Here is a 13,779-nt window from a genome sequence, read left to right on the forward strand (position 1 = left end):
AGTTACCAAAAATGTTTATACTGCTTGTAAAAGTAGGCCTTCATCAAAGATAGCTTTATTTCCAGGCGAAACTTCACAACGTACAAACAATGAAGTGAACATATCTTTAACGGGTCTTTCTACTACTAAATACTCCCAACCTGTGCCGCTATGTTTAGTCGTAGAAGCGATAGCGGATCCTCCCACGAAAGCATACAGAGCAATTTTTGCTCCTCCATTTTCTTTACAATGGACCCACATGCCTAATTTTAATCGTGATCCTTGGAAATGATGAATATTTAAATCTTGTTTTAAAAAAGCTAATTCGTGGTTAGCTGTTATTAGTGCACTAAATCTGCTCCTTGCCATCGTTGTTTCTCTTAATAAGGAGTGTCCAGCGCCTCCGGCTGTCCAATGAGCAGGAAGAGAAGTATCCCATGTCTCAAAACTAGGGTTTGACAATTGGTTAGTGGGAATGGTGGTTGCTAATTCAATGATATTATTACAATCTTGTGCAGTTTGCTCACTAATTTTTCCTAATTTATTATGATTAAAGTTGTTTGACTTTGAAACGTAAATTTTCGCTCCTGCTCCAATAAAAAGGCCAAATTCTTGTGTCTTAATATGTTGGTCATCATAACATATATTTCCCTCAATAATAATATTTGTCGCTTTATTAGCAATGAAAATTCCATGTCTATGAACTTCATCTAAACCGTTGGATTGATTATTATTAAAGCACTCATTTCCAAGTATTCTAAAGTAAGCCATTTTAGTATTATTAATGTTTATTCCATCATAATGATTTTTAAAACAATAATTTCCTTGGATTAAGATATGTTGAGAAAGTCCTTGTTTAAAATCTTCACCTATAACAATCCCTCCATCTCCATTTCGATAGGCGTGGTTTCCGATAAGATTACAGTATTTAGGACCGTCAATGATATTAAATCCTTCCCTTTTATTATCAAAACTATGACAATTAAGAATATCGCAGTTCTGACAATCGAATTTCAATTGAAGTCCGAATCCATCTGAACCCCAGCTGTAGCAATCTATAAATTTGCAATTCTTCGAATTTTGATAGATTCCATTTGTTGTGACATTACCATAAAATTTGCAAGACCGAGCGGTGATTTTATTACTATTATTAGCGATGAATCCATTTCCTCTATGATTTCTAACAGTAACTTTGTCGATAATAACATTTGAACATCCAGATAGTTGTAAGGAATGTTCGGATGACGATGTTTGTTTCTCTTTATTGCCATCAAACGTAATACCTGTAATGGAGAAATCAGAAACATTTGTAAACTTCCATAATTGTGTATTAGTGTTGTCTTTAAGTTTAATAACACCGGTTCCATTAATAGAAAGACGCTTAGTAACTTCTATATATGATGTTACAAATGTACCATCAGGGATGAATAATGTATCCCCGTTTTTAGCATAATTAATGATAGCTTGAATAATCTTTGTCTCATCAGACCCATCACCTCTTGCTCCTGTAAGTGGTGATGGTGGGTACATAATATTAATTCCACGTGATTCAAGATTGGTCGCGTTCTTGATGGACTGCTCTTTTAGTATCTGAATCTTTTGAGAAAAAGACATTCCTTTATCGTTTATAAGCTCCTTTTGAGACGACAGATGCTCTCTTATTCCAGCTATTCTATAGCCATAAAAAATGGCTAAGAGCCAAAGTAGAAAGTTTACAATGAAATTTCTTCGATCCACATTTATCCCTCCTGCTAAAATAATACCCTATTAAGACATGTGTGTCATTGTTTTGGTAAACAGTTTCTCCTCGGAATGTGTGGTAGGTTGTAAACATGTTTATGCCTACCTTTAACCTCGAGTAGGATTTGCCAGCATGAAATGTATTGACTATAGATTAGACATGTGAGGTACAAAACAGCAAATTATAGACAAAAAATCATACTACTTTCAAAACTAAAATCAAGTGTAATTTTCCATTTTAAAAAGCCACGAAGATTGATGTGTGCCCCGCATGTCTAACAGTTAGGTGATGAAAGTCCACTACAGGCTTGGTGGTGGGAACTGTTAGCGAATGCAAGGGTGCCTAAGATGATTTACAATCTGAAGGAAGCCGGACGAGTTTCCCATACAAAACGAACTCCAACACTTCCCAAATCTTCTACAGTAAATCGAACAAAGAATCTTGGACTAACTGATGTGAGAAGTATGCATCGACCACAGAAAACATCAAAAGATGGCTACACTCTATAACATAGGGTGGAACCTGAATATACAGCGGAAGTGTGCAGTGTATATCACGATGAGCGAGATAATCTCAACAGGGCTTATAAGAGATTCAAGAGGAATAAAGTGAACCTGGAATAGTTACAGTAGATAAACTACCACTATTCCTAGCCAAAGAAAGTAAGGCACTCGTTCTTCCTTTTAAAGATGGAACGTACGAGAATCCAGTTCTGACTCTAGCAGTATAACATTAGTGTGTTGTTAGAGGTGCTTAACTAATGACTAATTCATATCATTTGCAGCTTTGCAATTAAGAAGTTTCCCTTTCAAAACTAATAACAATGATCATCAAACGCTAGGCCATTACAACAATAAGAGTTACTCTTAATTGGACATGTATTTTAAAAGTAGTTCTTTGATACGATTATCAAGGATAAAAAAGGAATGATTGAAGTCAGCCGCATACATCATAAAGCGTTGAAGCAAAGAAGGAGAAACTGGACGAGGATTATCCATGGAGCAGTTATTATCTGTAAATGTTACCAAATACGATGCAACCACTATGTATGAAGGTGGAAGCAATACTGGATTATTTTGTGGGGAGTTGGAGGATAGAAGAATTGTTTTCGCGATTTTTGTCATTTCCTATGTCGAAAGTTCTTGTGATGAAAAGCACGAGGACGGTTAGGGAATTTGAAAAAGTCTAATTAACATAGAACAAATGATAACCAGCTACTGTTTGAAAATGAGAAAAAATCTTCAAACTCAAAAAATAGTATTTAAGTTTATTTATCTACTCTTTCACTGATCGCCAAAGGTTCTCGTACTGCTACAAGAAAAATTAAGATGTATACTGTAAATTGAGGGGAAGCGTTTAGCAAATAATCTAGTTGCTTACCATAATGAATCATCAGTATTCTGATTGAGGAACTGTTTATTTTCTTTTGCTATTCCTTAATGGGAATGTTTTGTTACATATAACACATGTATAAATTAAATTACCCCACCTAACCCCTCCAACCACCAACCCCACTTCTCCACAGCCAGCACCGACCTTCTCAACTCATTCACCATCTGATTAAACAACGTTCCATAAAAGTACTGCATAAAACTCGTCTTAATTCTATTCTGCTTATACTGATAAACAGTCTCTTTAAACGCTTGAGTGATGGTAGGCAAGAAAAATGAAGGGGTATGAGTTGTTTTTGTGTTGCGGTGGGCCATTAAGACGCGGTCCCAGAGAGCACAAATTTCTTTGGCACGGTTGAAGAATGGCTTAACTAGTTTGATGAATTCTTTTGGAACGTAAGAAGGTACGAATGTAAAATCTAGTGATTCGACCGCGCTATTACGTAGCTCTTTATCTTTTAGGTTTTTACTAGCTTTAATCTTTTTAGCTTCCTCTTTGGATTCCTTGAGTGGAGTCGTTGGTGGGAAGGGCTTTTCAGAGGTTGAACGTTCCGTCAATTTAGGGCTTTGCGCTCCGTCAAAACGATGAAAGACGTATACGTTATGAGAGTTGCCTCCTTTTTTCTCCCTTATTGTAGAATGGATGGAGAGGATATCAAGTGCTTTTGCTTTTCTAAGCATTCGTTCAAAGGTTGTTCTGGATAAGCTTGTTTTATCTGAATTGGCTGCTGCGACCAGAATATCTATACGGGCATTGCAGATACCGAAATATTTGACACTGTATTGAATTAACGTTAACAGGGCTGTTTGTTCTTTTTTGGTGAATTGGTCTCGGTATAGTTGGAGAACTTGTTTGGTTGATTCGTTAAACTCTTTGACGGAAGTAAACTGGCTGAGGTGGGTAAAGGATTTGATATGGCCTGATTTCATGAGGAGACTCCTTTTATGTAGGGGTTATTTTTAGTGGTAGGTTGAACCTGGCATCTTGGATGACAGGTTCTTTTCTTTGGTCATCACTAGTTTAGTTGACACAGATTTGGTTGTTCGTGGTGAGAGAACCGGACGATGCAGTAGGAGGTGCGTTGAACTTGCTTTTCTAGCGTGTGATAGGAAACGTTCAGGGTTAGTTTTTGATAGTTAGTAAAGGTGATAATCGAATTGGTTGGATTTTGTGGATGGCGTTTTATGGTTTTAATGTGGTGATAAAAGATCCAGATGCAATCGAAGAGCTTTGGAGAATGAGTAGGGAAGGCGTATATCTGTTCATGTGGGTTGATTGGAATTGGGATTTTGTTTTGAATGCCAGTTTTATAAGTGACAGCTGTTCTTCGGCCAGAGTATTCAGCTCCGCCTTCTAAGCAACCTGATTTAATTAGCTGGATAGGAGTTTTTCTTACATAGAGAATTTGATTTCGTTCCCAAACGATCGTGGAGTAGTCGAGATGGGTAGCTGGAATGAGAGCGATCGTATCGCGGTTAAGATCGTAATGTGGAAGAACAACAGGTTTTGTCATAGGCGGAGCTCCTTTAGAGGGGATTTTTAATGATTCTAGAGATGATCTGGGGAAGTAGATTTAGACATCGTAGAGATGATTCTTTTTTAGAAAGTGATTCATTTTTGATTTTGCGTTTTCAAGGGCGATTTCAAAGTCTTTTCCTATTAAGCAGTTTAATTGTAGAATCGTTTGGTAGTTAGTTGTCGTTGTGCCGCGTTCAATGTTCATCATTTGAGAATAAGAGATTCCAAGGCTATAAGCTAAATCATCGCTTGTGATATTGTGATACTTACGGTATGCACGAACAACACGACCAATTTCGATATTAATCTCTTCTTCTAATTTTTTTCTCTCTTTTTCTACCTCTTCCTCAATCGGACGTTGTTTACTCAATGGATTAGCTCCTTTTTAGACTATAATCAGTCAAGTAAAGGAAGAGAGAGAACTAGTATATTGTGTTTTATTACATTTATTGGTGGTTTATCTTATTATTTTTTTGTGTTGCCTGTAAAAGTTAAAAGAGGATTGGTGTAAAATGTAACTTTACTCCAATCCTAAGTTCCTTATTTTTATTTACTAGCCTTCGTGTCTTTCTACTTTTTGTTATTTTAATGCGACCTATTTAATTTATTTCCGTCTAAGTAATAGTGAACCATACAAGCTAGGAGGTAGAATCTTGTCTGATGATAAGCAACAAGTGATTACAGAGTGGTACTCACAATATAGTCAATCTATATACAGCTATATTTTATTAATGACCAGAGAACAGCAGCTGGCTGAAGATCTGACCCAAGAGACGTTTATAAAAGCCTATAGATATTATGATTCTTTCAAAGGAGATTCAAGCTCAAAGACCTGGTTGTTTACCATTGCTAGAAATACAACGGTTGATTATGTTCGAGCGAGAAAGCCAGTTAATTACTTGAAGGAATTATTAAGTTTGAAAAAGGAAAAAGGTCCTTTGCCGGACGAGGTTGTGCAAATAAAGGAAACTTCTAGAGAGCTATATGACGCATTGAGTCAATTGAAGAAGTCATATCGCGATGTTATTATTCTCAGAAAACTGAAGGAGTTCTCCACGAAAGAAACAGCGATGATCCTAAACTGTTCAGAGAGCAAAGTGAAGTCAACGTTAAGTAGAGCCATTCCAGCTTTAGAAAAACAGCTTCTGAAGGAGGGATATTTACATGAAAACTCAATTTGACGAACAGTTGAAGCAATTGGATCGAGATATCCACTGGGACCAACAGAGAAACGAAAAAATTAAGCAAAACGTTCTAGCTGAGATTGGAAAACAGGAAAGAAAAGCCTGGAAGTTCAAACCTTTTGTAATCGCATCAGTTAGCATGGCCGCCTTTGCTTTATTTGCCTTTTTAGTTGTAGGAAACATGAATCCAGTTAATGAAACTCCAAAACCAGCTGAAGTGGAGAATACAAGACCATTCGGAGAAGCAGAGGACACGGATAAGGAAAAAAGTATGTTTGAACATGAATGGGGAGAATTCAGGGATCCTTTAGATGATGAAGATGACGTGAAACTATCAGAGTTCGGCGGTTCATGGACTGAGGAAGACATGTTAAACGATCTCTCTGCAGGCATTATTTTAGCGCACCGTCAATTAAAGAAATTCGTTGAGGGTGATTGGAATCCTGATTATGATTCATTAGAAGACGAGCAGATTTATTTGGATCTTTCCTTATATATAGGTCAGGCGTCTACAGCAGCTTATCATTTATCTGCAGACAATTATTTGTATGTCGATCTGGTAAACGTACACTCTGTCTTAGGAGAAGCCTATCGAAATAAGGATGATGCCGGAATGACATTAGCGTATCAAGTCGTCCATGATCTCGATGTAGCTTACAATGGCTTTGAGTCAGATAAGGATTCGTTTAAGGTTACTCTGTACCGGGATGCGACTTATGATGCGGTTAGGAGTTATTTAGGGAGGCAGTGATGTTGGAAGCGCGGGGACGGTTCTTATGCTTCCTTTTATCTGGTGTTTTCTTCCAATGTGAATGTCATCGTCTAGACCTTCTGGCCAATTAACAAGAAGGGTATCGGGTTCCCCGTTTGTTCCAACCTTTTCTACCTTAATCCAGTTGATCGAGAAGGCGTTACCCCCACCGCCGCCTCGGATGCCGATGTTCCCAATCAACCCATCAGCAGGTTGTGAACCTTCTAATTTGATTTCACTTGTTAACGTATAGCTTCCCATATTTACCATACCACTGTTGAAGAACGCAGGTATATGCTTAGCCACTTCATTAGCAGAATACGGATAGCTGTTTACGTGCGCCCCATCAGCACTTGTATAACCACCATTCGAGTTATCTTTTATCCAACGTACACGAATAGAGCTAGTACCTTTTGCGGTGTAGTTAAAGCTTAAACGGTAAGTTGCGTCTTTTTCAGGAGTGAAAGCTACTTTTCCATCCTCATCTGTTGTGGACCAAGGCCACTGAGATGCGTCGTTGCCTAGTATGATATTGGCTCCGGACCAACTGTCTCCATTACCCGTATCATAAACATAGACACCGTCGATTTGCTTTTGTTCTTGATCTGTATCAGGTTCAATGTATTCGTGAGTGGCTAGAAATTTATCAGTGTAGAGAATACCTAGCAATGCTTTTTTGGCATGTCCGTCATAGTCATACGGCATAGCAAATTCGCCACCCTTCCAGCCATCGCGTACATCTCTCACACCGGCAAGTTTCACAGTTTCAATGACTTTTGGATTGCCAGTAGTATTGGCTGGACCTGCAGCATAATTTCGATAGATTTGGAACAACTCAGCATACTTCATTCCTTGATTATTTTCATTCTCAGGAGTTAGCTCACCAGGTGGTAAAGCAATGTCCATCTCGGTAATATGAACCTTGACTCCTGGCAATGTCGCAAACAATTTGATGTTTTCCTCAACATTTTGGACATTAGTAGAAAGGTTGTAGTGCCCCTGCATACCAATCACTTCGATCAAAGGTTTACCATTTGGTCGAACATCTGCATACCGCTCATTAATATCTTTTACCATCTCATAAGTTACGCGAGCTTTGTTAGGAGAATCAAGACCAAAATCATTGTAGACTAGTTTGAGGTCCCACCCATTGCGGTCAACAACTTCGGCAGCTTTCAAGAAAGCAAACTCTACCCATTCCCAGCCGAGCGCCATATACCAGCCTTCTCCTTTGGCTAAGGACGCTCTCCAATCGGCAGGTCTGCAGTTCCGATAGCTTCGTTTACAACATCTATACCCTCAAGACGACTGCCGTAGTAGCCAAGTACATTCTCGATATGAGTATTAAGATTTTCTAGAGCCGTTTCTCGATCAAATTCACCAGACTGACCATATCTAGCCGGTGGCGCATCCCACATCCACGTAGGTGTTTGTGAATGCCACGCGAGAGTATGTCCGTAAAAAAGCATATCTGAGTTTCGATCAGAATAGGCTTTCATCGCGTTATCGGCACTAGTGTATGTAAAGATGCCCTTTTCTCTTTGAGTACTCTCAGGTTTCATCTCATTCCCCGGTGTATATGAAGCGTAATTGTAAAGTAATCCCTCGATTTCCCCTCGACCAAAAATACCAAAGGAGAAATAATCTTTATATTCATCCTTTAGTGCTGGGTAATGTTCAAAAGTCATGCCAGTGGGAGGTAAGTCATCGTTGGTAGCAGCTATGGCAGTGAATAAGCCGTTATTTAAGAGCGAAGCCACCAATAGGACTGATAAGGATAGCAACAAAGCTTGTCTAGATGCGGATTTACTTGACATTGAAACTAGCTGTTTAAGAGATCGTTTAGAATTCATGAAATTTTGCCTCCTCTAAAAAGAATGTCCCCCTGTTTTATTTTGAGTGGGGCAACTCAATGTTCAGGTTCATGCCGCTTTGTTATCGCACAACAAGAATAAGTTTTTTTAGATCATTGTTATTTTTTCTCACCCTTTCCATTACACTTTTTTAATTCTTGTTAGTCGATAAGTTAACAATAACAATTAAGTCTCATTGTTAACTTGTATACAAGCATACTAGTATACTCAAAACTTATTATACTATTTATGTAAGGGTTTTCAAGTTAAATTTTGACAACTATTGGGGGGAGAGAGGGGGAAGCGGGGGGACGGTTCTTGTGCTTCCTATTTTGTCAGTAGCCATAAAGTATTAATATGGCCATGAACTGAATAGATGGTACGGAATCGGAATGAAGATGGTTTGGGGTGGTTATGTGGGTTTACAAATGCATTGCTATAAGCTTAGTATATTAAAGTTTTTTGTACTCTAAGGAAGCAAGAGAACCATCCCTATACTTGGTTGGAAATTATCTGTTAAACTAACCATATGATGTAATGAAGATATTGGAAGATTTGGAGACGGTTCTTATGCTTTCTACTAGGCAGCAGGCAGTAATAAAGTATTAATATGGAGTAAAGAATGACGATAGTTGGGGGTGGTTATGTAGGTTTTTAAATGCTTGCTATTAACTTAGTGTATTGAGTTTTTGTACTCGAAGGAAGCAAGAGAACCGTCCCTATGCTTCCCTTGAAAGGATGATTTGGTGAGTCAAACAAAAAATGAAAATCTAACTTTTCATGGTAAGTTAACATTTAAGGAATTCAAAATATATAACATCTTTCACAGTAGAAAAGCTCAAGTCGTAATGTTTGTGGTATCATTCTTTGCTGCCTTTTTTATGTGGTCCACTCTTCGTTCGACCCCTAGTTCTTTTCTTGATTTTCAGTTAGTTATCACTTCTATTTTATTTGGTGTAATAGGGGTGTTCATGTTGTATACCGTGACAAACAGACAGGCACGTAAACATTTTTACAGTGAGTCTTTTATGAAGTTAAAACAAAGTTACACGGTAAACAAAGACGGTATTATTCTAGAGACCGAGCGCAGTAAGGCTAATTTTCAATGGTCTGATGTGATATCCGCTCATGAGCTTGAAAGTCTATTTCTAGTCTATGTTGCGAAAGCAAAAGCAATGGTGATTCCTAAGAGGTACTTTGAAACAGACCAGGACATTTCTAAGTTTAAATCATTTCTTACAACTGAATTAGAGTCAAAAAAGGTTAAGTTGAGTGCAGAAGGCAAAGAGGTATCCGTCAACCATCGACTTCTTGCTACAATGAATCATGTTTTTGCACTAATTCCTATACCAGTATTAAATTTTACTATTACGTTTTTATATTGGTTTATTTTGAAATACAATTCGAAATTCTTGAATCACCACGGGAAACAGTCAATAAATTTTCAGTTAAGCTTTTCTATGTATGGTACATTTCTGTTTCTTTTCTGGGTATCTTTTAATCTATTGTTCCAAGATACTGGTTCAGGAAGTAGCCTGCTGATCACATTTATTACGGTTGCTGTTGGTATTGTGATGGTATTATTCTATATCATTACGATTTTTGTAGCGATGGTTGCGTCATTATTAGGTAAAGAGTTTCGGTATCCTTTGACAATTAAGTTTCTCGGAAAGCGCGGGGCCAGTTCTCGTAGTTCTCAGTTATAGGGGAATTAGAGGCGGTGCTCGGGAGGATTTGTTGGGAGAAAAGTGAATTACAGTGGAAGATGTGAATATATACCGTAACAAGGGACCTCTTAACGTAAAGTAAGAGGTCCCTGTGTTGTAAGTAGGTTACTAGGAAGCACGAGAACCGTCCCTATGCTTCCTTCTTCTTCATCTCTTTCATAATATTGCTTACAAATTCAACATCTGTTCCGACAATGACTTGAATATTATTTTTGTCTATTTTCATGACGCCTTTCGCTCCATTTTTCTTTAAAGCGCCTTCATTTATTTTAGTCATATCTACTACTTGTAATCGTAGTCTTGTTGCACAGTTATCAATAGAGGTTACATTATCTAGTCCCCCAAGTGCCTCTGTAAAGATCGTTGCCATGTCATGGTATTTATCACCAGATGACGTTGCGATACTTTCTGAGTCTTGTGCAAGAAGTTCCTCATCATCCTCACGACCAGGCGTTTTTAAATCTAATACACGAATTAATACATAGAAAATAACAAAATAAATAAATCCATATAAAAGCCCAATGCCAGCTAATAGTAATGGTTTCTGAGCGATCCCGAAGTTCAACATGTAATCAATAAACCCAGCCGAGAACCCAAACCCATGTCGAATTTCAAGCAGGTAGGTAATAGACATGGAAGCACCGGTTAAGAGAGCGTGAATTCCATATAATATAGGAGATAAAAACATAAATGAAAATTCAATTGGTTCTGTAATACCAGTTAAAAACGATGTGAGAGCTAATCCTATAAACATCCCTGTTACTTGTTTTCTTTTTTCTTTCTTAGCGGTAAGGATCATAGCTAAGCAAGCAGCTGGAAGTCCAAACATCATCACTGGGAAGAAGCCGGTCATAAATACTCCCGCAGATGGATCACCAGCAAAGAAGCGGTTCAAGTCACCTGTTGCTCCGTTAAATTCACCAAATACAAACCAAACTAAACTGTTTAAGACGTGATGAAGACCTATTGGAATAAGAAGTCGATTTAATGTACCGAAAACACCAGCACCTAAAGCTCCTGCGTCAATAATCCATTGACCGACTCCATTAATGAATTCTTGAATAGGTGGCCAAACAACGCCAAAAACTCCTGCTAATAGAACCATTGTTGCAGCTGTCACAATCGGGACAAATCGTCTTCCTGCGAAAAATCCAAGCCATTGTGGGAGCTGAATATTGTGGAAACGATTATACAAGAGTCCGGCAATGATACCGCTTAAAATTCCTCCTAAAACAGCCATATTAATATTTTCGTTAATAGCTTGTGTACCGTTTACAAGAACAAAATAACCAATGGCACCGGCTAGTGCAGCGGAACCGTTATTATCATGGGCGAAACCGATGGCAACTCCAATAGCAAAAATGAGGGCCAAATTATCAAAGATTGCAGCTCCAGCTCCAGCCATAAAAGGCATGTTTAGTAAATCTTCTTGACCTAACCGCAAGAGCAAGGCTGCAGCAGGGAGAGCGGCGATTGGTAGCATTAATGATTTACCAATTCTTTGTAAGAAACTTAGCATGATATCCAACTCCTTTTTCATGTAATATTCATTATCATAGCCCAGAAAAAACTAGTTGTCTATACAATTTTAAAGGTGGACAAGCTTAATTTTATTGTTATTGTTGATAAAAAGATAGCTTGTGTGTAGAATTGGTATATACAGATTATGAAAAACAGTAGCAGTGGAGGATTATATGGGAGAGAACAGTACGTTACTTATTAAAAATGTTCCTATTTACACAACTGAGGGCAAAATTGAGAATGGGTTTGTGAGAATGACGGATGGGGTTTTTAGCGAAGTTGGTGAACACGAACCATCTACTAGCGACGGAATTGAAGTCCTTTCGTTATCTGATGAGTATTGCGTGCTTCCTGGTTTTATTGATCTGCATATTCACGGATCACATGGGGCCGATACGATGGATGCTACGATCCCATCGCTCGCTACTATGGCTCGGAATCTTCCAAAAGAAGGGACGACCAGCTTTCTTGCAACAACGATCACTCAGTCTATCGAGAATATTGAAGAGGCACTGGAAAATGTCTCAAATTATTGTACGTCCGTGCAACAGGAAGCAGTTGCTGAAATTCTAGGAGTCCACTTAGAGGGTCCTTTTATTTCAACAGAAAGAGCCGGGGCTCAGCCTCATTCACATATCATGACTCCGAATCAAACTCTTTTTGATAAATGGCAGAAGATTTCTGGCCATCGAATCAAGCTTGTCACAACCGCTCCAGAGCTTGAGAACGGAATCGAGTTTGTTCAAAACTTGAAAAATCAAGGTGTAGTGGCATCTGTTGGTCACTCCGATGCGAAATATGAGCAAGTAAAAGAGGCGATTGAGCAGGGGGTAACTCATGTCACTCATTTATACAATGGAATGAGAGGGCTACACCACCGCGAACCAGGTGTTGTCGGGGCCGCATTAACTCATGAAGAGTTATTAGTTGAAATGATTGTAGATGGAATTCATATTCATCCTGCAGTTGTGAAAAGTACGTTTTTAGCTAAAGGTGCCAGTAATCTTGTCCTCGTAACAGATGCAATGCGAGCGAAGGGGCTGAATGACGGAACCTACGATCTGGGCGGACAGCTAGTGAATGTTACTGACGGTAAAGCCCTTTTAGAAGATGGGACTCTTGCTGGAAGTGTGTTGACAATGGATCAGGCACTAAGAAATATGATTGAGTTCACGGGCTGTTCATTAGAGGATATTGTGAAAATGACTTCGGAAAACCCAGCTAAACAGCTAGGTGTTTGGAACCGTAAAGGAAGCATTACAGTTGGGAAAGATGCAGATCTGACCATTATAGACAAAGACCTAACCGTTGTGATGACCATTTGTAAAGGGAAAGTAGCTTACCAAAGGAGGAATGAACATGAATCTAATTGAAGTAAGAGATTATGAGGAAATGAGTCAGATTGCAGCTGATTATCTGGTCAAGCAGGTTAGAAAAAATCCCGCTTCCGTGTTAGGACTTGCGACGGGCGGAACTCCTCAAAAAATGTATGAGTTGTTAATCGCTGATCACAAGAAAAACAAAACGAATTACAACACAATCACGACGTTTAATCTTGACGAGTACATGGGATTAAAGCCTACTGACCCAACTAGTTATAGATATTATATGGATCAAAATCTCTTTAATCATATTAATGTGCAAGAAAAGAACATTAATCTACCGAGCGGGCTTGCGGCCAACGTGGAAGAGGAGTGTAAGAAATACGAAGTACGTATCCAAGAAAAAGGCGGAATTGATCTTCAAATCCTTGGCATTGGTTCGAACGGACATATTGGTTTTAATGAACCTAGAACAGCTTTTTCAAGTCGGACTCATGTCGTTAATCTAACTGCTTCGACAAGAGAAGCAAATGCGAGATTCTTTGATTCGATTAAGGAAGTGCCGACACAGGCGATCACTATGGGGATTGCCACTATTATGGAGAGCAAGGAAATTTTATTACTTGTATCGGGAGAAGAAAAAGCTGACGCGATGAAGCGGCTGTTTTCTCAAGAAGAACCGAATGAACAATTCCCAGCATCTATTTTAAAAAATCACCCACATGTTACAATAGTGGCAGATAAAAAAGCGCTTAAAGGTGTTGTCGTCCCTGTTTGAAAGGAGGAGACGC

At 38.7% G+C, this 13,779-nt stretch carries 13 protein-coding genes and 1 pseudogene; 7 read left to right on the forward strand and 7 right to left on the reverse strand.

Annotated features, from left to right (window positions below; genetic code table 11):
* Positions 1-15: 15 nt before the first annotated feature.
* Complete coding sequence (locus JCM9157_RS09475) at positions 16-1,716, reverse strand: right-handed parallel beta-helix repeat-containing protein (protein ID WP_035664165.1); 1,701 nt, start codon at positions 1,714-1,716, stop codon at positions 16-18.
* A 351-nt stretch (positions 1,717-2,067) separates the two neighbouring features.
* On the opposite strand from JCM9157_RS09475, the gene JCM9157_RS24605 reads away from it, so the two are divergent.
* Both JCM9157_RS24605 and JCM9157_RS24610 read left to right on the forward strand, forming a co-directional pair.
* Complete coding sequence (locus tag JCM9157_RS24605; protein WP_156321481.1) at positions 2,068-2,229, forward strand: hypothetical protein; 162 nt, start codon at positions 2,068-2,070, stop codon at positions 2,227-2,229.
* Between the two features lie 487 nt (positions 2,230-2,716).
* On the forward strand, positions 2,717-2,890 hold the full coding sequence (locus tag JCM9157_RS24610; protein ID WP_156321482.1) for a hypothetical protein: 174 nt from the start codon (positions 2,717-2,719) through the stop codon (positions 2,888-2,890).
* A gap of 305 nt (positions 2,891-3,195) precedes the next feature.
* Here the strand turns inward: JCM9157_RS24610 and JCM9157_RS09480 are convergent, their stop codons facing one another.
* The 3 genes from JCM9157_RS09480 to JCM9157_RS09490 all read right to left on the reverse strand — a co-directional run bounded on the left by JCM9157_RS09480 (position 3,196) and on the right by JCM9157_RS09490 (position 5,000).
* Entirely contained in the window at positions 3,196-4,041 is an 846-nt protein-coding gene (locus tag JCM9157_RS09480) for a hypothetical protein (RefSeq protein WP_035664167.1), read from the reverse strand.
* A gap of 86 nt (positions 4,042-4,127) precedes the next feature.
* Positions 4,128-4,625 carry a competence protein ComK gene (locus tag JCM9157_RS09485; RefSeq protein ID WP_035664170.1) on the reverse strand — a complete coding sequence of 166 codons (498 nt, stop codon included), beginning with the start codon at positions 4,623-4,625 and terminating at the stop codon, positions 4,128-4,130.
* A gap of 60 nt (positions 4,626-4,685) precedes the next feature.
* Positions 4,686-5,000, reverse strand: a complete 315-nt coding sequence (locus JCM9157_RS09490) for a helix-turn-helix domain-containing protein (RefSeq protein WP_035664173.1) — start codon at positions 4,998-5,000, stop codon at positions 4,686-4,688.
* A 283-nt stretch (positions 5,001-5,283) separates the two neighbouring features.
* On the opposite strand from JCM9157_RS09490, the gene JCM9157_RS09495 reads away from it, so the two are divergent.
* Positions 5,284-5,811, forward strand: coding sequence for an RNA polymerase sigma factor (locus JCM9157_RS09495; protein WP_035664175.1), 528 nt, complete (start codon positions 5,284-5,286; stop codon positions 5,809-5,811).
* A complete protein-coding gene (locus JCM9157_RS09500) occupies positions 5,795-6,565 on the forward strand; it encodes a hypothetical protein (RefSeq protein ID WP_035664176.1) in 771 nt (256 codons plus the stop codon). The genes JCM9157_RS09495 and JCM9157_RS09500 overlap by 17 nt, the downstream gene beginning before the upstream one ends.
* On the opposite strand, the pseudogene JCM9157_RS09505 reads toward JCM9157_RS09500, so the two are convergent.
* Together JCM9157_RS09505 and JCM9157_RS25735 are read right to left on the reverse strand one after the other, a co-directional pair.
* A pseudogene (locus JCM9157_RS09505) lies at positions 6,551-7,786 on the reverse strand (endo-1,4-beta-xylanase); the annotation flags it as partial. The gene JCM9157_RS09500 and the pseudogene JCM9157_RS09505 sit on opposite strands and share 15 nt — an antisense overlap.
* Before the next feature lie 14 nt (positions 7,787-7,800).
* Entirely contained in the window at positions 7,801-8,418 is a 618-nt protein-coding gene (locus tag JCM9157_RS25735) for an endo-1,4-beta-xylanase (RefSeq protein ID WP_052013049.1), read from the reverse strand.
* 746 nt (positions 8,419-9,164) lie between these two features.
* Here JCM9157_RS25735 and JCM9157_RS09515 point away from each other — a divergent pair.
* Positions 9,165-10,124, forward strand: a complete 960-nt coding sequence (locus tag JCM9157_RS09515) for a magnetosome magnetite crystal formation protein family (RefSeq protein ID WP_035664178.1) — start codon at positions 9,165-9,167, stop codon at positions 10,122-10,124.
* Between the two features lie 151 nt (positions 10,125-10,275).
* Here JCM9157_RS09515 and nagE read toward each other — a convergent pair whose 3' ends face one another.
* Positions 10,276-11,664 (reverse strand): N-acetylglucosamine-specific PTS transporter subunit IIBC, encoded by a 1,389-nt coding sequence (gene nagE / locus JCM9157_RS09520; RefSeq protein ID WP_035664180.1) that lies wholly within the window; start codon positions 11,662-11,664, stop codon positions 10,276-10,278.
* 175 nt (positions 11,665-11,839) lie between these two features.
* On the opposite strand from nagE, the gene nagA reads away from it, so the two are divergent.
* Positions 11,840-13,039 (forward strand): N-acetylglucosamine-6-phosphate deacetylase, encoded by a 1,200-nt coding sequence (gene nagA / locus JCM9157_RS09525; protein WP_035664181.1) that lies wholly within the window; start codon positions 11,840-11,842, stop codon positions 13,037-13,039.
* A complete protein-coding gene (nagB, locus tag JCM9157_RS09530) occupies positions 13,026-13,766 on the forward strand; it encodes a glucosamine-6-phosphate deaminase (protein ID WP_035664183.1) in 741 nt (246 codons plus the stop codon). Before nagA ends, nagB begins: the two co-directional genes overlap by 14 nt.
* The last annotated feature ends 13 nt before the right edge of the window (positions 13,767-13,779 follow it).

This window comes from Halalkalibacter akibai JCM 9157 (assembly GCF_000513135.1).
Lineage (GTDB): Bacteria > Bacillota > Bacilli > Bacillales > Bacillaceae_D > Halalkalibacter > Halalkalibacter akibai.

Coding starts and splice junctions, on each gene's coding strand:
- JCM9157_RS09500 (WP_035664176.1), top strand. CDS start 5,795: ATGAAAACTCAATTTGACGAACAGTTGAAGCAATTGGATCGAGATATC.
- JCM9157_RS09485 (WP_035664170.1), bottom strand. CDS start 4,625: ATGACAAAACCTGTTGTTCTTCCACATTACGATCTTAACCGCGATACG.
- JCM9157_RS24610 (WP_156321482.1), top strand. CDS start 2,717: ATGGAGCAGTTATTATCTGTAAATGTTACCAAATACGATGCAACCACT.
- nagB (WP_035664183.1), top strand. CDS start 13,026: ATGAATCTAATTGAAGTAAGAGATTATGAGGAAATGAGTCAGATTGCA.
- nagA (WP_035664181.1), top strand. CDS start 11,840: ATGGGAGAGAACAGTACGTTACTTATTAAAAATGTTCCTATTTACACA.
- JCM9157_RS24605 (WP_156321481.1), top strand. CDS start 2,068: ATGATTTACAATCTGAAGGAAGCCGGACGAGTTTCCCATACAAAACGA.
- JCM9157_RS09480 (WP_035664167.1), bottom strand. CDS start 4,041: ATGAAATCAGGCCATATCAAATCCTTTACCCACCTCAGCCAGTTTACT.
- JCM9157_RS25735 (WP_052013049.1), bottom strand. CDS start 8,418: ATGAATTCTAAACGATCTCTTAAACAGCTAGTTTCAATGTCAAGTAAA.
- nagE (WP_035664180.1), bottom strand. CDS start 11,664: ATGCTAAGTTTCTTACAAAGAATTGGTAAATCATTAATGCTACCAATC.